General features: G+C 69.8%; 13 protein-coding genes and 1 pseudogene. 5 read left to right on the top strand and 9 right to left on the bottom strand.

Features of this window, described 5'->3' with window-relative positions; all coding sequences use genetic code 11:
• Positions 1-52 precede the first annotated feature (52 nt).
• Positions 53-811, top strand: coding sequence for an FxsA family protein (locus ABWO17_RS11465; protein ID WP_353118647.1), 759 nt, complete (start codon positions 53-55; stop codon positions 809-811).
• A gap of 36 nt (positions 812-847) precedes the next feature.
• On the top strand, positions 848-1,966 hold the full coding sequence (locus ABWO17_RS11460) for a rhomboid family intramembrane serine protease (RefSeq protein WP_353118645.1): 1,119 nt from the start codon (positions 848-850) through the stop codon (positions 1,964-1,966).
• Between the two features lie 111 nt (positions 1,967-2,077).
• Here the strand turns inward: ABWO17_RS11460 and ABWO17_RS11455 are convergent, their stop codons facing one another.
• Together ABWO17_RS11455 and ABWO17_RS11450 are read right to left on the bottom strand one after the other, a co-directional pair.
• Positions 2,078-4,273, bottom strand: coding sequence for an ArnT family glycosyltransferase (locus ABWO17_RS11455; RefSeq protein WP_353118643.1), 2,196 nt, complete (start codon positions 4,271-4,273; stop codon positions 2,078-2,080).
• A complete protein-coding gene (locus ABWO17_RS11450; protein ID WP_353118641.1) occupies positions 4,270-4,887 on the bottom strand; it encodes a phosphatase PAP2 family protein in 618 nt (205 codons plus the stop codon). The genes ABWO17_RS11455 and ABWO17_RS11450 overlap by 4 nt, the downstream gene beginning before the upstream one ends.
• Positions 4,888-5,159: 272 nt before the next feature.
• Here ABWO17_RS11450 and ABWO17_RS11445 point away from each other — a divergent pair, with 272 nt between their 5' ends.
• A complete protein-coding gene (locus tag ABWO17_RS11445) occupies positions 5,160-6,629 on the top strand; it encodes an MATE family efflux transporter (RefSeq protein WP_353118640.1) in 1,470 nt (489 codons plus the stop codon).
• Between the two features lie 149 nt (positions 6,630-6,778).
• Here the strand turns inward: ABWO17_RS11445 and ABWO17_RS11440 are convergent, their stop codons facing one another.
• From ABWO17_RS11440 to ABWO17_RS11430, 3 genes are all read right to left on the bottom strand, one after another.
• Positions 6,779-7,081: an MTH1187 family thiamine-binding protein gene (locus ABWO17_RS11440; protein ID WP_035069022.1), complete on the bottom strand. Its 303-nt coding sequence runs from the start codon at positions 7,079-7,081 to the stop codon at positions 6,779-6,781.
• Positions 7,082-7,114: 33 nt separating this feature from the next.
• Positions 7,115-8,899, bottom strand: a complete 1,785-nt coding sequence (locus ABWO17_RS11435; protein WP_353118638.1) for a motility associated factor glycosyltransferase family protein — start codon at positions 8,897-8,899, stop codon at positions 7,115-7,117.
• Positions 8,900-9,068: 169 nt separating this feature from the next.
• Complete coding sequence (locus ABWO17_RS11430; RefSeq protein WP_353118636.1) at positions 9,069-12,359, bottom strand: hypothetical protein; 3,291 nt, start codon at positions 12,357-12,359, stop codon at positions 9,069-9,071.
• Positions 12,360-12,517: 158 nt separating this feature from the next.
• Here ABWO17_RS11430 and ABWO17_RS11425 point away from each other — a divergent pair, with 158 nt between their 5' ends.
• Positions 12,518-13,342, top strand: a complete 825-nt coding sequence (locus tag ABWO17_RS11425) for a nitroreductase family protein (protein ID WP_353118634.1) — start codon at positions 12,518-12,520, stop codon at positions 13,340-13,342.
• A gap of 491 nt (positions 13,343-13,833) precedes the next feature.
• On the opposite strand, the gene ABWO17_RS17125 is transcribed toward ABWO17_RS11425, so the two are convergent.
• On the bottom strand, positions 13,834-14,703 hold the full coding sequence (locus ABWO17_RS17125; protein ID WP_502914914.1) for a methyl-accepting chemotaxis protein: 870 nt from the start codon (positions 14,701-14,703) through the stop codon (positions 13,834-13,836).
• Between the two features lie 12 nt (positions 14,704-14,715).
• Positions 14,716-16,179 (bottom strand): annotated as a pseudogene (locus ABWO17_RS17120) (Cache 3/Cache 2 fusion domain-containing protein); the annotation flags it as partial.
• Positions 16,180-16,419: 240 nt separating this feature from the next.
• Between ABWO17_RS17120 and ABWO17_RS11415 the strand changes: the two are divergent.
• Entirely contained in the window at positions 16,420-16,962 is a 543-nt protein-coding gene (locus ABWO17_RS11415; RefSeq protein ID WP_353118630.1) for a nucleoside/nucleotide kinase family protein, read from the top strand.
• Positions 16,963-16,965: 3 nt separating this feature from the next.
• On the opposite strand, the gene ABWO17_RS11410 is transcribed toward ABWO17_RS11415, so the two are convergent.
• Positions 16,966-18,573: a gamma-glutamyltransferase family protein gene (locus ABWO17_RS11410; RefSeq protein WP_353118629.1), complete on the bottom strand. Its 1,608-nt coding sequence runs from the start codon at positions 18,571-18,573 to the stop codon at positions 16,966-16,968.
• A 179-nt stretch (positions 18,574-18,752) separates the two neighbouring features.
• Entirely contained in the window at positions 18,753-20,528 is a 1,776-nt protein-coding gene (locus tag ABWO17_RS11405; protein WP_353118627.1) for a YcaO-like family protein, read from the bottom strand.
• Between the last annotated feature and the right edge of the window lie 57 nt (positions 20,529-20,585).

Here is a 20,585-nt window from a genome sequence, read left to right as displayed (position 1 = left end):
GTGCCCCACGAATCCGGCGCATCGTTCCCACCGCAACCATCCCGGAGCCCCCATGCCCCGTCTTGGTCTTGTCCTGCTGCTGGTCCCCTTTCTGGAATTCTACGTGCTGGTGGAGGTGGGCGCGCGCATCGGGGCGTTCAACGCCGTGCTGCTGGTGATCCTGTTCGCCATGGTCGGGGTGTGGCTGGCCCGCACCCAGGGCATGGGCACGCTGGCGCGCATCCAGCAAAACCTGGCCCAGGGCGTGCTGCCCGCCGACGAGATGCTGGACGGGCTGTTCCTGCTGCTGGCGGGCATCCTCATGGTGTTCCCCGGCTTCGTGTCCGACGTGTTCGGGGTGCTCCTGCTGTTGCCCCCGGTGCGCAGGCTGGCCGCGCACCTGCTGCGGCGGCACATGAACGCCACCATCCAGGCCGAAGGCCGTACAGGCCGGGCGGGTGACCGCGCGGGCGGGGCGTCGGTGCACGTGCGCACCTGGTATTTCGGCCCCGGCGGGGCGCGGCACACCGAAACCTTCGGTGGCCCCATGTTCGGCCCCAATGCCAATGGCCCAGATGGCCCAGGCGGACTGAACGGACAGGGCGGACTGGATGCCCCGAATGGGCCGGATGGCAGCGGTCCTCATCCCTATGGTCCGGACCATGGGGGCGGCGCTGGTGGTGCTCAGGCCGGGCGGCAGGAACCCCGCCGCACCGTGGTCATCGATTGCGAACCGGTGGCGCCTTCCGGACCGGCGGATGGTTCCGGCAAGTCTGGCGGCCAGTCGGGTGATTCTTCGGATGGGACATCCGGCGGTTCGGGCGCGCGCTAGCGCATCCGGCCCCGGTCCACGCTTTTCGCACAGCTCATGCCACCCCCCAACGGATCAGACCGCTTTCGCCGCCCCCGGCAGGTGCGCTCCGGCGGTGCGTCGCACCTTGTCGGGCGCAGCGCCGTGGCCACCGGCCTCGCGGCGCGGCCGGAACACGTGGCGGCCGCCCTGCGCCGCAGGCCCGTGTTGCCCCCGTTCTGGCGCGACCTGACCGTACCCGTTCCCCCGGCCCTGAACGCGGCGCAGCCCGTGCCGTTGCCACACCTGCCGCCGTGCACCGCGCAGTGCCTGCCGCGCTGGCGGCTGGTGCTGGAAGCGCGCAACATCCCGTTGATGGCCGTGCGCCGGGGCGAGCGGCAACACCTGTTCGTGCCCGTGATGTACGAACGGCTGGCCCGGCAGGAACTGCTGGCTGCGGAGGGCGAGGACGCCGCTGCCCGTGCCCGCCCCCCAGCCTTGCCCCCCGCTCCCTTGCGCGCCAACGTGCACCTGACCCTGCTGGGCCTGCTGCTGCTGGCTCTGTGGCACGGGGTGCGCATGGGCTGGTGGTGGGACATGGCCCTGCCCCTGCCCGACCTGGATCCGGACGTGTGGCGCGATGCCGGGGCCATGGACGTCTACCACACCGTCATGCGCGGGCAGTGGTACCGCGTGGTCACGGCCCTGACCCTGCACGCCGACAGCCCGCACCTGTTCGGCAACATCCTGTTCGGCAGCTTCTTTCTGATTCCCCTGTGCCGCCGCGTGGGCAGCGGACCCGGCTGGCTGCTGACCATTCTGGCGGGCGCGGGCGGCAACGTGCTGAACGCGCTGGTGCGCCCGGCATCGCACGTCAGCCTGGGGTTTTCCACGGCGTTGTTCGGCGCGGTGGGCGTGTTGTCCGGGCTGCTGGCGGTGGAGGGCGGCTGGAGCGGCTGGCGGCGCATGGTGGTGCCGCTGGCTGCCGGACTGGCCATTCTGGGCATGCTAGGCAGCGAAGGGGAACGCACCGACCTGGGCGCGCACCTGTTCGGCCTGGTGGCGGGCGTCGTGGTGGGTATGGCGGCGCAGGGGCTGCGCGAACGCTTCGGCCCGCTGCCGCGCTGGCTGGAATGGCTGGCCGGCGCCGTCTGCGCCGCGTTGCTGGCCGGGTGCTGGATGCTGGCCCTGCGGTAGACGTTGCGCCCTGCGCACGTGGCTCATGCCACCAACGCAAGACTGCCGTGGAGTCGCCTCCACGGCAGTCTTGCGTTGATGGCTTTGCGGAGTGGCTACTGGGCGGAGCGGCTACTGGGCCTGCGCCGTTGCCGGTGCGGGAGTGGCCGGGGTGTCCGTGGCGCCCACGCCGGGCGGCGGCGGGGGCGGGGTGGGCACCGGCACGGGCTGGGGTGCTGCCGGGGGGTTGTCCTGCGGCTGCGGGCCGGGCAGGGGCACGGCAGGGGCAGCCGGCGTGGCGGGCGGCTGCTCGGGCTGCACGGGCTGGGGCGCAGCGGGCGTGGCTGGCGCAGCGCCGTCGCCGGCATCGCCGGGCGCGGGCTGCGGCAGGGCCGGAGCATCGGGTGCCGGGGCCTGTTCGCCGGACACGGCGGGGGCGGCACCCGCATCGGCGGGGGCGGGCGTTGCCATGTCCGCAGGCTGCGAGGGCTGCATGGGGCCGGAACGTTCCGCCAGCACGTACTCGCGGTCCACGATCCACTGGCGGTGCACCTCGCGCAGGTCGGCGGGCTTGTCGGCCCATTCCGCGAAGCGGTCGGCGCGCATGGCCACCACCAGTTGCGGGAACACCGCCGTGGCGGCGCGCAGCGAGTCCTCGTCGGAAAGCTCTTCGATGTTGGAGCCCGCGTAGTAGGTGTAGGTGCCGGAGTAGACCTTGTAGCTCACCGGGTGGTACCCCTTGCGGATGTACTCGCCCATCAGCTCGGCCTGGGCGCGGGGGCTCATGACCGGGTCCAGCGAAGGGGCGGTGAACAGGGCGGCGGGCACGACGAACGCGGTGACGAAGGCGGCAAGGGTCAGCAGGCCGCCTTCAGGGCGGCTGCGGTCCACGGCCTTCCACAGCAGCACGGCGAACACCAGGGTGATGCCCGCAAGGATGGGCGCGCCGCGCGCGATGTCGAGCAGGGCGAGCACCTGTGGCTGAAAGCGCACGCGCACCATGTCCGGCGCCCACTGCCACAGTGACGCGCCACCCAGGGCCAGCGCCAGCGCGAACAGCAGCAGCGCCGTCAGGCCGAAATACATGCGGCTGCCGAACGCGTTCAGCCGCAGCAGGGCACGGGCGGTGACCACGGCCAGCAGCGGGAACAGCGGCAGCAGGTAGATGACGATCTTGATGCTGACCGCCGTCAGCAGGGCGAACGAGGTGACCAGCGCCAGCCAGATGTAGGCCATGCCGTCGTCCTGGCCCTTGCGGGTGGCCAGCACGGCACGCACGGAGGTGGGCGTGAAGGCGCGCCCCCACGGCAGGAACGGCAGCACCAGGGTAAACGGCAGCCACGCGGCGGGCAGGGTGGCCAGATAGTGCCACCACGGCTGTTCATGATGCCAGGCGGCGGTGGCGCGGTCCACGATCTGGTGACGCAGGATGTTGCGGATGAGGTCCGCGTAGCCTTCGAACCATACGGCCCCCACCCAGGCCAGCAGGGTGGCCAGCATGATGCCGCCGCCGATGGCCACGTCCATGCGGTTCAGGCGGCGGGGCATGCCGCGCCACAACCCGTAGGCCACTCCCGCCAGCAGCGGAAAGGCCATGCCGAACGGCCCCTTGACCAGGGTGGCCACGGCAGCCAGGGCAAAGGCAGGGACTATCCAGCGGAAGGCCAGGGGCAGGCGCAGGCCCCGGTACATGCAGATATGGGCCAGGGTGATCACGGCGGCGAACAGCAGGTCCATGCGGGCGTAGTGGGTCACGCCCAGGAAGTACATGCCGCACAGCAGCACCAGCCCCGCCGCGAACGATTCGCGCTTGTCGCACCCGGCCACCAGGCGGGCCAGGGCATAGGTGGCCCACAGCACCAGCAGGCCGGAAACGGCGGCCCCCAGCAGGAAGACCATGGAGCCGTCCACGCCGGGAATGGCGTCCAGCAGGCCAAGGAACCAGAAATATACCGGTGGCTTGTCCGGGTAGGGGGAGCCGTTCAGGTGCGGAACCAGCCACTGGCCGGTGGCCAGCATGGTTTCATAGACGTTGCCGTGACGGATTTCGTCCGAAAACCACAGGGACCGCGCATCCAGGGTAAAGGCCGTCTGCGCCGCGTAGATGAGGGTAAGCGGCAGCAGCGGGAACAGGGCCAGCAGGTCGTACAGGCGGGCCAGGATACCCTTGGGGCGTCCCCCGGCCTGCGGGGGAGGACAGGATCCGGCGGGTTTGCCGCCCCCGGAACCCGTGCCATTGGCGGCGGCACCGGGCGGGGTCTGCGGCGTTTCCGGAGAAGCGGCGGCCTTGGATTGGGAGGCGGCGGTTTCGGTCTTCGGATCGGTCATAGGGGGGCGGTCCTGTGGGTGATGCGGTGTATGATGAAGGCGGCAAGGCTGCCCAGCAGAAGCCCCGCCAATACGTCGCTGGCGTGGTGTTGCCCCAGCAGCACCCGCGAATAGCCCACGGCGGCCACGTACCCGCCAAGGGCAAGGGATGCGGCCATGTGCTTCCAGCGCATGGCCAGCGGCGGGCAGGCCCCGGCGATTTCCGCCGTGTGGCCGGAGGGCAGCGAATTGTGCGGCCCGTCGAACGAAAAGGGTACCCATGGCCCCGTCACGTCGGGCCGGGGGCGCCCGGCGGCGATCTTGATCACCCGCACGAGCAGGAACGAAATCAGCAGTTGCACCGCCACGTAGGCAAGGACGAAGCGCACGGTACGCGGGTCGTGGCGGCGTCGGCCGCGCCAGAACAGCGTGCCGTAGACCGCGTACAGGGCCGGGTTGCCCCAGTCGGTCAGCACCATGACGAGGCTGGCCGTATCGGGGTTGGCGTGCCGCCAGGCGCGCCAGTGGGCGGTCACCTCGTCCCCGGTGCCAAGGCACACGGTGGATATCGCAAGCAGCGCCAGCAGCGGCAGGGTGCACAGCAAATGGTGCGCGATGGGGTATGGCTGACGCATCGCCGCCTTATAGGGCGAAACCGCAGTGAAGGGAAGGGCGCGAGCATCCCGCGCCGCGTGTCGCGAACAGGGCGGCCCGGCCCGCTTCGACCCGATGTGGTCCGGCAGTTGCCGGGTGTGCACGGCATGGGCATGGCCAGTGTCTGTCTCTTCCATCCTGCAGGGGATGCGACGTACCGTGTCGCGCGGCCAGGGTGCCTTGACGCCTCTTGTGCGCTAGGGTACTTGGTACGGCTTTTCCGCAATACGGGCAGTACGTCACGGAGGATGAAATGTTGTCGAAAATGGTGGCTGGCATCGCCGCGCGCTGGAGCGCGCCGGGCGGGTACCGCGAGGTGCTCGGCGTCAGCCTGCCGCTGGTGGCCAGCATGGCCTCCACAACGGTCATGGAGTTCACCGACCGGCTGTTCCTGAGCCATTACTCGGTGGAGGCCATCGCGGCGGCCACCCCGGCTGCCGTGGTGCATCTGCTGTTCCTGCTCACCTGCATGGGCATCACCGGGTATTCCGGGGTGTTCATTGCCCAGTACATCGGTTCCGGCGCGCCGCGCCGTGTGGGGGCCGCCCTGTGGCAGGGCCTGTACATGGCGCTGGCCTTTGGCGCGGGCATGGGCCTCTTGTGGTACGCCGCGCCCGCCATCTTCGCCTTTGCCGGTCATTCGCCGGGGGTGCAGGCGGGCGAGGTGTCCTATTTCCGCATGCTCACGGCTGGCTCGGTGCTGCCGCTGGTCAACAGTTGCCTGGCCGGGTTCTTTGCCGGGCAGGGGCGCACCCGCCCGGTGATGTTCGCCAACATGGTCGCCATGGTGGTGAACATTCCGCTGGATTACGCCCTGATCTACGGTGTGTGGGGCCTGCCCGAAATGGGCATTGCCGGGGCTGGCCTGGCCACGGCCACCGGGTGGGGCGTGGGCACGCTGCTGTTCGTGTGGATGGTGTTCACCCCCCGCAATGAACGGAACTATAAGGTGTGGAGCGGGCGCGGACTGGAGCCGGAACTGTTCCGCCGCATGGCCCGTTACGGCCTGCCCAGCGGCATCAACGGGTTTGCCGAACTGTTTTCGGTGACGTGGTTCGTGTTTCTGGTGGGTGAACTGGGCGAAACGGCGCTGGCTGCCACCAACATCACCTTTTCCATCAACATGGTGGCCTTTCTGCCCATGATCGGCATGAACATCGCCGTGGGCAGCATGGTGGGGCAGGCCATGGGGCGGGGCAACCCCGCCGAGGCCGAGCGGGTCACGTCCAGTACCCTGCACGTGGCCATGGCCTGGATGTTCGCGCTTTCGCTGCTGTTCTTCTGCGCGCCGGGCCCGCTGTACGGGTTGTTCCTGGGCGGCGGCGCGCACGATGCGGCCATGACCGCGCAACAGGCCGAAATCCGCGACCTGGGCGTGGTGCTGCTGCGCTTCGTGTGCGTGTACTGTCTGCTGGACGGGGTGACCATCGTGTACACCGGCGCGCTGAAGGGCGCGGGCGATACGTGGTTCGTCATGTGGAACATGCTGCTTGGCTGCGTGGTCTGGCTGGTGTTGCCCACGCTGGCCCTGCGCGCCTCGGGCCTGATGACCCTGAACTCGCTGTGGGCGGCGTTCACCGCGTTCATCCTGCTGCTGGCCGTGGTGTCGTGGCTGCGTTTTCGACGCGGCGCGTGGAAGCGGCTGCGGCTGGTGGAAACGGCGCACCCGCTGCCCGATGTGCCCGCAGCGCCGGGTGCTCCCGAAGGGGGCGGCGAGGTCTGAGGTTTCGCGGGGTGCGGCAGGCACCGCACGTCTTTCCTTTTCCCGGACTGGCGGTGTGCAACAGCCCGGAGATGCACGACAAAACGGCCGCGCGGCAAGCACCGCGCGGCCGTTGTCGTTTGCGACGGGCGTATCTCTGGCACCGGGGGTCAACTTTCGGCCAGCCTTGCCTCCACGGAGGCCACCTTGCCCGCCATGCGGCCCACGGGGCCTTTGCGCAGGTCCACCTTCAGGGTCATGTACACCCGGTCGCAGTCCGCTTCCAGCGCGGCCAGGCAGCGGTCTGCCACCTGCATGACCTCGGCCCTGCCGCCTTCGATGGTGGTGCCCATGGGGCCCAGCTGGTAGGGCAGGCCGCTTTCCTGAATGACCGACAGCACGCGGGCCACCCACTGGCTGACGCTGGCCCCCTTGTCCATAGGAAAGACGGCGATTTCGGCGAGAACGCTCATGATGCCTCCGTGCGGCTGTCGCTTGTCCGGGCGCTACGCAGCCTGCTGGCCCGCGCTGGTCATCACTTCGTCGATGCGGCGGATCTTGTCCAGCACCCGCCGGGCAATCTGCCGGAATTCCGTCATCTGCGACAGGCCGAAGCGGTCGCGCCCGTGCACCAGCCCGGAAACGTCCATGATCTCGTTGTACAGGTACGGCGTGCAGATGGGGTCCTGGCGCAAGTAGAAGTGCACCCGGCCCAGCATTTCGACGATTTCCGCGCCGTGGCGTTCCGGCTTGCGGAACAGGGTTTCCAGCCTTTTCTGCGCATTGCGCAGCGAGGTGCGCCACTGCGGCAGGCGGGGGGCGAACAGGGGCTGCTCGCACGGGGTCATGGCCGCGTCCAGGCGCTGGCGGAAACCCGCCAGAATGTCGGCACGACCGTCCGCGCCGCCGCCGTCCGTGTTGCCGCAATCCGCCGGGGGCGGCAGTTCGCGGTCGATGGCATCGGGCGTGATGTCCCGCGCGCCCCGGATCAGCGCGCCGCCGCCGTACAGGTTCACCACGTCCAGTTGCAGGGTGCGGATGTCCTGTTCCATGTCGCGCAGGGCCGTGGCGTAGGGCAGGGTGGAGCGTACCGGTCCGTCGCGGCCCGGCAGGTCCAGCGTGCCCACGGTGATGGCGGCGGCGTGGTGCCCGGCGGCGTGCGATGCCTCGCCCCGCCAGCCGAAGTCCTGCCCGGCCAGCACCATGCGGCCCGCACCCATCCAGTGCAGCAGGCGCAGCAGGGCCACGCTGACGTTGCCCGCCGCGTCCAGCACCAGGTCGTCCTTGCCCGCGATGAAGGTGGCCATGCCGCCCACGGTCCACAGCGGCAGCGTGGGGCCGGGATAGCGGCGCACCACCTCGGGCTGGACCTTGGTGGAATAGATCAGCGGCACGTGGCGCGCCCATTCCGGGTCCAGCCGGTCGTACACGCGAAAGATGCCGTCGCTGTAGTCGATGCACAGGGCAAGGTCGGGGCGGATGCCCACGGCCTGCATGGCGGGCAGGGTTTGCAGCGCCGCCGTGACCAGCGCGCGGTCGGCCAGCCGGGCCACGGCCGGGGCCGATGCGGCCAGCGAAGGCCCGGCGCCCGCGATGATGGCGGGCAGCCCGTCCAGCGCCCCGCGCAGCGACTTCATGTCGCCGTCGGCCAGGGCGCGACGGAAGTTGGAAAGCTCGTTGCCCACCATCACGTCCTGGGCGCGGCGCAGGGTGGAAAGCTCCACCGACAGGGCGTCCAGCTGCTCGCGGCAGATGCGTATCCAGTGGGCGTAAGCGGGGCCGATCTGCTGGCTGGGCAGGTCTGCCTGCAACAGGATGCGCCCGAACAGGAACTGCTTGTCGCAGCCGCGCACGGCGGCCACCAGCGCGTCGAACCGGGGCTCCACGAAGGTCAGCCTGCCCGATTCGATGAACGGACGGTAATCCGTCAGTCCCAGGCACAGGGTGAGCATGGCCGGGTCGGGTTCCACCACCAGCAGCCGGTGGCGGGGCGGCGTCTTTTCCAGCATGTGGTTGATGCCGTAGCCCAGGTTGGCGCCCACGATGATGGTGGCCGAACGCTCCGCCTGTTCCGTGGGGGGCCATGACCGGTAGGCGAAGTGGGGCGGAAAGGCGTCAAACAACCGACGACCGTCCTCCAGTTCGACATCCAGCATGTTCCAGCGGTTCAAGCACAGGCGGGGGGCCAGCGTCTCGGGCGCGGGAGCGTTTGCGGCCAGCCACGCGGCCAACTGGGGCTGCGCGGCGGCCAGGGCCTTGGTGTTGTCGGCGAGGAATTGGGTGTGGTTCATGGTGCGGCCCTTGCATGATGCATGCCGACCGACCGCGTACGGGTGGCATGCCATGCGGCGGCGGGCATGCGCGTGGCAGGCAGGGCCGGAAACATGCCGCCCCTTGGCGCGGCGCGCGAAGGGGCGGCGATTGGATGCACTGGTCGTGGCGCGGAATGGCCGGGATTGCCTATGGCGCGGCGGTTCCGGATTCCGGTGCCATCGGATCGGCGGGGGGTGCCGGGGGAGTGGGCAGCGGCGGCACCGTGATGGGGCCATCCAGGGTTTCCGGGGCCTTTCGCAGGGGGGCCTTGTAGGTGGAGGTGCTGTCCGCCGCGCCGTCGCCCCCGCCGGGAAGGGCAGTGGAAGCAGGGGGAACGGGAACGATCGGGCCGTCCAGTGTTTCCGGCGCGGTGCGGCGTACCGACTTGTACGGCACGAGGCCGCCTGTCGTGTCCGAGGGGGGCAGGGGGGCCGGGGCGGCGGATTCCGCCGGGGGTGTCGGCGGTGTCAGGATGGCAGGTTCGGGAGCCGGGGCCGTTGCTTCCGGCGTTGCATGGGCCGCAGGGGGAACCACCGGTTCCGGCAGGGCCGGGATTTCCGGCGGCGTGACCGGCGCGCGCACCTCGCCGCCCGTGTCATGCGGTACGGCGGGGGACATATCGGGGACGGGTTGCGTGGGCACGGGCGACGGTTCGGGCACAAGGTCCGGTACCGGCTGGGGATCATTCGCAGGAGCAGGCGCGGGCGTCACCGATTCGAGCGGTGCCGGTTCAAGCCGGACCGGTTCAAGCCGGACCGGTTCGGAGGCCGAAGGCAGGGGAGCCTGCTCCGTGGGAGTCAGGTCCGCTGGCGGTGCGACGGGGGCATCGGGCAGCGGTTCATGCGCTTCCGGGGCCACGCCGGGCGGCACGCCCGGCATTGCTGCCGCGCCGTCGCTGGTGCCAGCGGTGCCGACGGGCATGCCGTCCGTGACAGCGTTTGTGGCGGCGTCCTGCGGCGTGGCAGGCGCGGGGCTGACTTCGGCCCCGGCGGGCGGGGCGATGCGGATGGTCAGTTCCGGCACGGGCGCTGGCACAGGGGGCACCACCACCGGCTTGGTCGGCGCGGGGGGGGCGGCCACCGGCATAGGCGTGGCGTCGCGGGCGGGCACGAACGGCCCCTTGGGCTGTTCCGCCGCCGTTGCCGCGCCGATGGACCTAGCGTCCCGCCCCACCAGGACGGCGCGGGTTTCCCACGGGTTCAGGTGCAGCACCATGCGGCCGCCTTCCAGCGGCAGCGGGGTGCCTTCCTTCAGGTCCACGGCGGGGTTGCCCGCGCCGAACAGTTCCAGCAGCCTGGGCGTGGCGGCCATGTCCAGACGCTCGGTCACGGCCTCGCGCCCGAAGTTGGTCACGGCCACCACCATGCCGCGCCCGCCGGGCAGTTCCACGGCCAGGGCGATGCAGCCGCGTCCCTGCGTGCGCAGGCGGGCGGCCACGCGTCCGGCGGCAATGCCGGTGCGTTCGCGCATGGCGGTGATGGCGTGCACCCCGTTGAGGAACGAGTGCGGGTCGTGCAGTTGTTCGTCGGGCGTGGGGTAGGCCGCCGGGGCGCGGGGCATGCCCTGTTTGGTCAGCACGGTGGTGCGGGCGGTGCGGTACAGGGCGTACGCGCCGCGCGGGGCCAGCGCCGGGTCCCAGCGCTCCTCGGAATCGGCCATGACGTGCCAGTCCAGCGGCAGGGCACCGGCCAGGTCCTGCCCGTGCAGCACCAGCAGGCCCGGCTGCATGGCCTTGAAAAAGACCAGGGCCAGATGCCCCTGGCGGATGGTTTCGCGCGCGTCGGCCCTGGCCGCGTCGGCATGACTGTAACCGGCGCCCAGCGCGGCAAGACCGGCCCCGGTGACGGGCAGCACGTCGCCTGCGCCGCCCAGCGGCATGGTGGACGCCCACAGGGACGCGCGCGCGCGCATGGCCGCACGCATGTCGTCCGCAAGGGCGGCATCGCCCGCCGCTGCTCCGGGTGGCAGCATGCCGGGGGCCAGTTGGGGCAGGGCGTAGTCCACGCCGTCCGGACCGGGGGTGGCATGCACCAGGCGGCGCATGTCGATGCCAAGGCGCAGGGCGTCGTCCAGCAGGGCGCGCAGGGGGCGCGCATCGCCGGTAAGCAGGGCGTGCTCGGCGGCGGGGCTGGTGACGGCATCTTCGGCCACGTCGGCGGATTCGTGCAGGGTGCGGGCCAGCAGCGGCAGGGGCAGACGGTCGCGTTGCCATGCCCACCCGCCGTAGCGGCGCGTTTCGCGGCCCAGGGACAGGGCGGCGGAGGGCGCGGGTTCCAGGGCCGGAACATGGTTCGGGTCGCCGTGGGCGGCGCGGGGCAGCGGGTCCAGCCCGGTCAGGGGTTCCACCCGGAAGCCGGTCAGGGCCATGCCGCGCAGGCCGATCTGCTGGATGATGCTGGAAGACAGGATGCGCCGGGCGGCGGCGGAAGGGTCGTCCCAGTGCAGCACGGGCATGTCGTAGCGCCCGGCATGGCGGTAGGCCCAGCGGCGCAGGGTGCCGTCGGCCCCGCGCACCTCGCCGGTGACGGCCCAGCCGCCGGGCCGCGCCCACGACAGCAGGTCGCGCGAGAGGGACGCGGGCAGCAGCCCCTTTTCCGCCAGCAGGTCGTGCTGGGCACGGGTGAGCGGGCGGGCCTGCCATTCCGATGCGCTGGCGGGCATGTACGGCCACAGGTCGCGCGGAATTTCCACCAGGCAGTAGGCCCCGGGGTACTCGCGCACGTTGCGCGCGGCCAGAAAGAAGTCCGGCCCCATGCCGGTGGCGGCGGGGATGATGTCGGTGCCCAGCAGCATGCGGTTGTTGTCGGTAAGGCGGCGCAGGCGCAGGTATTCGTCGTCGCTGCCCGCAGCCTCGGAAAAGCCGTGCTGGATGGTGTCGTCGCCGGTCAGGGTGGCGCTGCGGTCGTAGGCCCAGATGGCTCCGGCACCACCGGAGGGAGCGATGTACAGCCCGCGCGCCCCGGCGCGGCGCAGCAGTTCCTGCGTCTTTGGCTGGGCCAGGATGGCAAAGGCCGAGGGGGTGCCGTCGGCGATGAGCGCCATGGGGTGCACCAGCAGCCAGGTGTCTGCGGCGCGCAGCAGGTTGTCCGGGTCGGGCGGCAGGGTGGGAGAGCGCCAGCCAAGCTGGCTGCCGGAGACCACGCGCGAGAGTTCCGCGCCTGCCCCCAGCAGCGACTGCTTTTCCAGCCACTGCATGTAGCCGGGGTCCGCGCGGGTGACGGAAGGCCCTTGCGGCAGCAGCAGCGACTTCTGCTTGGCCGGGGCTGCGCCGCACCCGGTCAGGGAGAGGCATAGGGCCAGACACAGGGCCGGTGCCGCAGGCAGCATGGACGAACGGCGGGGCGCGGCAGCGGCGCGCGGCAGGCCGGATTGCGGGCGGAATGGGGGCAGACTGCGGAACATGAGGGCAATGGCGCGGAGCACGGCGCGGTTCGGCATGCGAGTCTCCTTTATCATGCCGACATTACAGGGGGCCGGGGGGGCTGTCAAAGGCGGTATTGCGGCCATGCCACACCATTTTCGCTTTACACGCGGCGTGAAGCGGGGCAAACCGGCACCTGTGGCCATTCGCGCCACGGATCACAGGGAGGATCTTCATGCCGTTTTTCGAAGTGGACGCGCAGAAATGCAAGCGCGACAACATCTGTATCGACGAATGCCCCATCCGTATCCTGATCGTCGACAAGGAAACGGGCGTGGCCAAGATGCGCCAGGGTGCCGAGGATGCCTGCATCCGTTGCGGCCATTGCGTGGCCGTCTGTCCGAGCGGGGCGGTGCGCCTTGAAGGCATGCCCCTTGACGAATTTGCCCCGGTGCGTCGCGAACTGGCCGTGGAGGCCGACGCGGCGGAACAGTTCCTGCGCGGGCGCCGCTCCATCCGCACGTTCAAGGAACAGCCGGTTGAGCACGACGTGCTGGCCCGGATCATGGACACCGTGCGCTGGGCTCCCACCGCCAGCCACCGCCAGCCGGTGCGCTGGGTGATGGTGGAAGACCCCGCCCGGACCCGTGAAATCGCCGCCCTGATCATCGACTGGATGCTGCACCTGCGCGAACATGACCCGGAAACCGCCAAGCGCCACAACGTGGCCGGGCTGATCGCCGGGTCGCGCAAGGGCGTGGACCTGGTGCTGCGCGGCGCGCCGCACATCGCCGTGGCCTGCTGCGACGGCGGTGCCACCTGGCCCGCCGTGGATTCGGCCATCGCCCTTACCTATCTGGAACTGGCCGCCCATGCCCACGGTGTGGCCGCCTGCTGGGGCGGTTACTTCACGTACGCGGCCAACGCCTACGCCCCCCTGCGCGAGCTGCTGGGCCTTGGCGAGAACGACCGGGTGCAGGGCGCACAGATGCTGGGGTATGCGAAGTATCGGTACCGGCGGATTCCGTGGCGTAAACCCCTCTCCATCACCTGGAAATAGTGCTGGCCGCGCGGATCATGGGCGATTGCGGCGTCAGATATTGTTTCCGCTCGGGTCATGTACCAAAGACGTACACTCCCCTCGCGGAAACAATATCTTCCTTGCCCTCGCCGCACGCTGCGCGCGGCCAGCATGCCGTTATGTAGCGGTACATTAGGAAGAATGGAGAAATAAAACCGCCCCGACCAGGAATCCTGGTCGGGGCGGTTGTCTTTTGGGAGGGGGAAGGGAGAATATGCTCTTTTCATTTGCCTTCAGGCATGGCCGACAGGCGGAGCGATGTTGTCCGAGGGCAAGGAAAACGGCGATGCAGCGAGGGGAGGCTTCGGTATTTCTTGCAGCGGCGATACCCGACAAACGGCGGGATTTGGCCCGGCACGCAAGGAAAGCGGCCCCGGCGCGAGGGGAGTGTACTCTTTGGTACATGACCCGAGCGCCGGGGCCGTTTGACGCAGTGGTCGCGGCCAAGGCCCGCCGTTTGTCAGCCATGCCTAACGCATGCGTGCCATGACGGCGCGAAGCGCCTCCGCCTGCTCCGCCAGTGCGGCAACGGCACGGGCGGCCTCGCGCATGGCGTCCACGGTCTCGCCCGAGATGCGGTCCACCTCGCCGGTGGCGCGGCTGATTTCCTCGCTGGCGGCGGATTGCTGGGACGCGGCGGTGGCGATGGCCCGTACCCGGTCGGCGGTGGTCACGGCAATGGTGACGATGTGTTGCAAGGTCTGGCCGGAGGTTTCCGCCAGTTCGGCAGACCGGCCCACGTTGCGGGCGGCGTTTTCCGTGGCTTGCAGGTTGCGGGCAGCCCCGGCGCGAATGCGCGTTACCGCCTCGCCCACTTCGCGGGTGGCGCCCATGGTCTTTTCGGCCAGTTTGCGTACCTCGTCGGCAACCACGGCGAAGCCGCGCCCGGCATCCCCGGCGCGGGCCGCCTCGATGGCGGCGTTCAGCGCCAGCAGGTTGGTCTGGTCGGCGATGTCGGAAATCACGTCCATGATCCGGCCAATGCCCTCCACCTGCGTGCCCAGTTCGCGCATGTCGGTGCGCAGGCCCTCGGCGTCGGTGGCCACGGCGGTGCTGGCGGCCACGGTCTCGCGGGTGATGGAGGCGCCTTCCTCGGCCTTGGCGCGTGCTTCGTCGGCGCTGGCGGCGGCCTCGTCGGCGGCGCGGGCCACCTCGACCACCGATGCGTTCATCTGGTCCATGGCGCTGGCGGCCTCACCGGCGCGGGCCTTCTGCACGTCGGCCCCGCGTTCGGCCAGTTCCACCTGGCGGGCAAGCCCGGCGGCGGCATCGGCCACCACCTGCGAGATGCGGTCCGCCTCGGCGGCCACCTCGCCGATGAGGGTGTTCTTGGCCTCCATCTCCTGCTGGTGGGCCTTGATGTCCGTCAGGTCGGCGAAGATGGAGAACGCGCCGATGAGGTTGCCGTCCATGTCCAGCAGGGGCGCGGTGTCCAGGCGGGCGTGCACGGTGCCGCCGGTGCGGCGGGCCAGGGTCAGTTCCGTGTTCAGGATGGCCCGGCGCTCGCGCATGCAGCGGCCCACCACGGTGTCGCGCCCGGCCTCGCCGTAAAAGAGCACGGCCACGTCGGTGCCCAGGTGCTCGTCGGGCTTGCCGGAAATGCCCAGCAGGTCCAGCATGGCCTGGTTCAGGTAGGTGATGCGGCCATCGGTATCCACCACGTAGCTCGGCATGGTCATGCCGTGCAGGATGCCGTTGGAAAAGCCCAGGCGATGCTTGATTTCGCCCACCATGGTCCGCACGCCGCCGATGGTGCGGCCGATGTCGTCGTCGGCCACGTAGTCGATGGCCGCGTCGTAGTTGCCCCTGGCCACTTCCGCCGTGAAACGGCGCAAGGTGCCCAGCGGGCGCGACACGGTGCGCAGCAGCCCGAACACGCAGATCAGCGCCACGCCAAGCGCCACCACGGCAATGATGGCGGCGTTCTGCAAGAGATGCGCATCCAGCCCGTGCACCATTTCCGTGCGGGTCATGCGCATGGCCACGCGCCAGTCCCACGGTTCGAAATGGCGCACGTAGGCGCGCAGGGGCACGCCGCCCATGGTGTAGTCCACGTGGCCGTCCTTCACGTCCTTGAAGAAGGTGGCAATGCCAGCTTCTTCAAGCGTCTTGCCGCGCAGCGTGGGATGGTGGAGAATCATGCCCGAGGCATCGTAGACGAAGGCGTAGCCCGCACCCGCCACACGCACCTTGTCCATCATTTCGACAAGCTGCGGCGTGCGAATGGGGCGGCCCACGAAAATGACGGCGATGATGGTGCCGTCCTCGTCGCGCACGGGCTTGTAGGCGGTGATGTACCAGTCGTTCACCACGTAGGCCCGGCCCGTGTAGGTCTGGCCCGCCATGACGGCCTTGTAGACGGGGCTGTCTTCCGGAATGTAGGTTCCCACGGCACGCTGGCCGTCCGCCGTGCGCACGTTGGTGGCTATGCGCACCAGCTTGCCGGGCAGCACCTGGAACAGGGTGGCGGCGCCGCCCGCCATCTGCTGCACGCGGTCCACCACGTCGTGGTTGTTGCGCATGGGTTTGCGGCCCAGCAGCGAATACTGGAACAGGCCGGGCATCTCGACCGTTTCCTTCTGCTTGCTGACTTGGTTGACCACATCGACTTTCTGCACGTCGGCCTTGCGCACCATCAGCGGGCCATCGGCCAGCAGTTGCGACTCGAACAGCGCAAGGTCGGAGGTGACCTTTTCCTGCGTGATGGCGTGCTGCATCTCGATGGTGGAGACAAGATTGTCCGTGGCGGACTTCAGGTTGAGCTGCCCGAGGTCCACCAAGTCGCCCCGCACGACGATGGTGAGCACGATGGCCATGAAGGCCACGGTGCTTGCCACGATGGCGGCGCTGCCCAGATAGAATTTGGTGCTGAAACGCATTCGCTGGAACATGGGCCCCCCCAAGACTGGTGGCCGCAAGGCATCGCCACGCAAGAGTGCCGCGTGGCCGAAATGCGGCCCGGGTGTGAAACGAGTGTGTCCGGCGCTGTGATTGTCAGGTAGTGTTAATCAAGAAAACGTCAAAATCAACATGATACATTCAGGCAGGAGTGCGGAATGAGCGGAAGTGCGGGAAAGGACAGGTTCGATACCTCCGGGTTCGTCATGCGCAAGCAGGATGTGGGCGAGGCCGATGCGACCATGACCGTGTCGCGCGCGGGACGCAGGCCCCCCTTCGACCCGGCGGCGGAGCGTATCGTGATTCTGGGGCTGCCGGGCAGCGGCAGGCGGCAACTGGCGGAACTGGTGGCGCGCCGCTTCGGCATGCAGGCGGCCACGCCGGAGGACGATGCCGCGCCCGAGGTGGTGACGGAATTGTGCTGCCGCACCGGGCTGGTGCTGGCGGCGCCCGTTTCCGCCGTGCGCGACGAGCATCTGCGGGCCTGCCTGCGCGACGGGGCGCGGGTGTTCTACATGATGACCAACCCGGTGCGGCTGGCTGCGGAACTGGGCCTTTCCGGCGAGACGGGCGAAAAGTTCTGCCGCGAGGCGCTGGAACTGGAAACCCTGTGCATGGGCGTGTTGCACTTTCTGCTGCCGGACGGAAGAACGCCGGAGCAACTGGTGGTCAACGTGTGCGAGAATCTGGGAGTGGCCTGAGCATCACCACGCGGCCACGCAGCCGTCACCGCGCGGATCGGCAGCACCTTCCAGGGTGCCGTCCGCATGGCGCACGATGGCCCCGGCATGGCCCATGACCGGGTCGTAATCGCCCACCATGCGCACGGGATGCCCGGCTGCGCGTAGCGTAGCGGCAACGTCCGGGGGGATGCGGCCTTCCAGCCGCAGATGCACGGCGTCGTCCCCCCAGGTCCGGCCCAGCAGCCAGCGCGGGGCGCTGACGGCTCGTTGCAGCGGCTGGCGGAAGACCACGTGGCGGGTGAACACGGCGGCCTGGGTCTGGGGTTGGCCTTCGCCGCCCATGGTGCCATAGGGCATGACCCTGCCGTCGGCCAGCAGTGCCAGGGCCGGGTTCAGGGTATGGAACGGCTTGCGGCGCGGGGCCAGCGCGGCAGGGCTGCCTGTCTGGAGCGAAAAGCCGCAGCCCCGGTTCTGCCAGGTGATGCCGGTACGCGGCAGGACCACGCCGGAGCCGAATTCGAAGTAGATGCTCTGGATGCAACTGACGGCGCGTCCCTGTGCGTCCACCGCGCCCAGCCACACCGTGTCGCCGCCGGAGGGCGGTGCGGGCCACGGCAGGGCGCGGACCATGTCCACGTCGCGGGCAAGGGCGTCCAGCCGGTCGGGGAGCAGGGCGTCTGTCACGGGGTACGGCGCGTGGTCGGGGTCGCCCACAAGGTCGTCGCGCATGCGGAAGGCGCGCTTGGTGGCCTCGACGATGGCGTGGAGGTGGGCGAAGGATTCCGGTTCGATGGGCGCGCCCGCGCTGCGCAATCGTTCGAAGATGCCGAGGATGCACAGCGACGCCACACCCTGCGATGGCGGCGGCAGGTTGAACACCTGTCCTTGCGGCAGGCGCAGGCACAGGGGGGCCACCAGCAAGGCCCGGTGGTCCGCGAGGTCCGTCGCCGTGAGGGGCGAGCCCGCTTCGGCAAGGTCGGCAGCCATGGCGGCGGCCACCCGGCCCCGGTAGAAGTCGTCCAGCCCGCGTATGCCCAGCGTGTGCAGGGTGTCGGCCAAGGCGGGCAGGCGCAGGATGCTGCCTTCCGGCGGGCAGATGCCGTCCGGCAGGAACTGCGCGGCAAAGCCGGGTTGCGCGGCCAGCGATTTCATGTTGTCGCGCACCAGCGCGTGGTGCCCGGCGGTGACGGCAAAGCCGTGCCGGGCGTGCCACTCTGCTTCTTCCAGCAGGCGGGACAGGGGCAGGGCGGGACCCCAGGCGCGGGCGTGGTCCAGCGCCGCCGCCCAGCCGGATACGGCCCCGGCAACAGTGATGGCGGCCAGCGGGCCGCGCCGGGGAATCTGGTGCGCATGGCCCGCCGTGCGGAGCAGGTCCGGGGTTACCGATGCGCCGGAGCGCCCGCTGGCGTCGATGCCCACGGGGGCGGGTGCGCCGGGTTCATGCATCAGCCAGAAGCCGTCGCCGCCAAGGCCGGTCATGTGCGGGTAAACGGCGCACAACGTTGCGGCTGCGGCAACCACGGCCTCCGCGGCGTTGCCGCCCTCGCGCAGGATGGCCAGCCCTGCCTGCGAGGCGAGGTGATGCGGGGTGACGACCATGCCCCTGCGGGCGCGCGGCGTGTGCAGCATGACCGGGCTCCTTGGTTGTCTGCGTCAGCGAACTGCTAGGGGGTGACAGTGTTGCTATGTTGTCCGCAACACCGCTGCCGGGGCGATGCGCCCATTATCGAAAAGTTTGTGGAGGGGAATGGGGGCTTGGGGGAAAGGGGAGGAACTTTTCAAAGTTCCTCCCCTTTCCCCCAATTTTCTTATCCTCTTAACCTTAGATAATTGCGGAACAACCGGCGGCTCATGCGCGACCAGGTGTCGAAGTCGGCGGTGGATTCCAGGCCGGGCACCAGCGCCTTGACCACGGGGAATTGCAGGTCGGCGTGGGTGAGTTCCACGTACACGGGCGCCATGCGGTTGACGGTGAACAGGGTTTCCAGCAGCGCCAGATTGCGCTGGGGCGATTCCAGGGTCAGGTCGGGCAGGTCTTCCAGCTTGCGTTCCGGCAGGCCGCGCACACCGGGGCCGGAGGGGCCGCCGTTGGGGTAGGCGAAGGGCGTTTCGGTCATGGCGGAAAGCACGGCGCGGCGGCCGGAAAGCCCCGCGCCGGTGCCCCGCGCCACCTGGCCGCGCGGACCCACCACGAAGCACTTGTAACAGGGCACGCCGAACTCGGTGGTCAGGTCCTGGAACTGGATGTGGATGCCGCGCGCGGCATAGTCGTCCAGCAGGGATTGCAGGCGCGTGTCGTCGGTGACCAGGCGGAAGCACTGCGAGCGGTCGTAGGGCATGGTGGCTTCCGCGTCGCGCTCGAGGATTTCCGTGAGTGCGGCCACCTTGGCTTCGTCCATGATGTTGCCGGTGGCAAGGCCGGTGGACCCGGAGGCCGAGAACAGGGCGATTTCGTCAAGGTTGCAGAACAGGTAGGCCATCTGCGCGGGCACCAGCACGGGCCGCGTGCCGCCCGCATCGTCGGGGGTGTGCCCGGCAAGCCAGTACAGGGGCTGGTCCTGATAGGGGGCCTCCAGCGGGATGGCGTGGGGGGGCAGCACCTCGCGGCCATCGGCCAGCAGTTCGGACAGGCGGGCGCGCAGCAGCGGCTGTGGCGTGGCCCGGTCGAGCACATGCAACTGGCCATCCACTGCGCCCACGGAAACGTAGGACGAGGCGCGTTCCACCATCTCCATGGCGTACGAGGCGCGCGCGTCGGCCAGGGACAGGCCGCGCCCGTAGGTGGTGCCCTCGCCCTTCAGGGTGTAGTCCAGCGCGCCGCAGCGCACGGTCATGTCCACATTCCAGCGGCGCAGCAGGGCGATGGGCGAAAGGGACGCCTCGTGGCGCATTTCCACCCCGGCGATGATGCCGTTTTCCACCAGCCGCTCCAGCGCGAGGGATGCGGTCTCGTGCGACGGCGGGCGCTGCCAGGGGGCGGATTCCGCAGGCCCCATGGCCAGCAGGGCGCGGATGTCGGCGGCGGTGGCCACCGGGCGTTCCGGGCCGTCGAGAATTTCCGCCGGGTCGTACAGCGGAGGGATGTCCATGTCTTCGAGTTGCGGCAGCATGCGGTGGTTGTGCATGTTGTCGCGGAATACCTCGCACCAGGCGCGATGCAGGTCGCGGTCGGGCTGGGCGTGCCAGCGCAGCGCGATGTGCGGAGTGGCGGCCTCGATGGCGGCAAGGGTTTGCGGCGCGGGGGCAGGAGCGGTGCGGTGGAGAAGGTCCGAAAGGCCGGGGTTCAGCAGGCACGCCTCGCGCAGCAGGGCGGCGGTGGCGGGCCGGGCGATGGGGTCAAGCCCATCCAGCAGGGCGGACATGCGTTCCGGGGAGAACACGGCGGCAAGGCGCAACAGATGGCTGTGCAGGAATTCGTCGAGGGGAGCGGCCTCCAGCCGGTCGAGGCCCTGCTCGAAGGTCATGTCCACCGGAGGCTCGCAGGCGAAATAGCCGGTGGTGGCCTCTGTGGAGGTGTGGGCATAGCGGTAGTGCAGGGTGGGGAGAGACGCGGGGGTGGCCGCAGGCTTGGTTTGGTCGGGCATGGGTCCTCCGTGAGTGTGCGTGCGGATGGCATAGCGTATGGGGGGCAGGGGGGGAAG

The sequence above is a fragment of the Nitratidesulfovibrio sp. genome (genome assembly GCF_040373385.1).
Lineage (GTDB): Bacteria > Desulfobacterota > Desulfovibrionia > Desulfovibrionales > Desulfovibrionaceae > Cupidesulfovibrio.
This window is presented reverse-complemented; position numbering and strand designations above follow the sequence as displayed.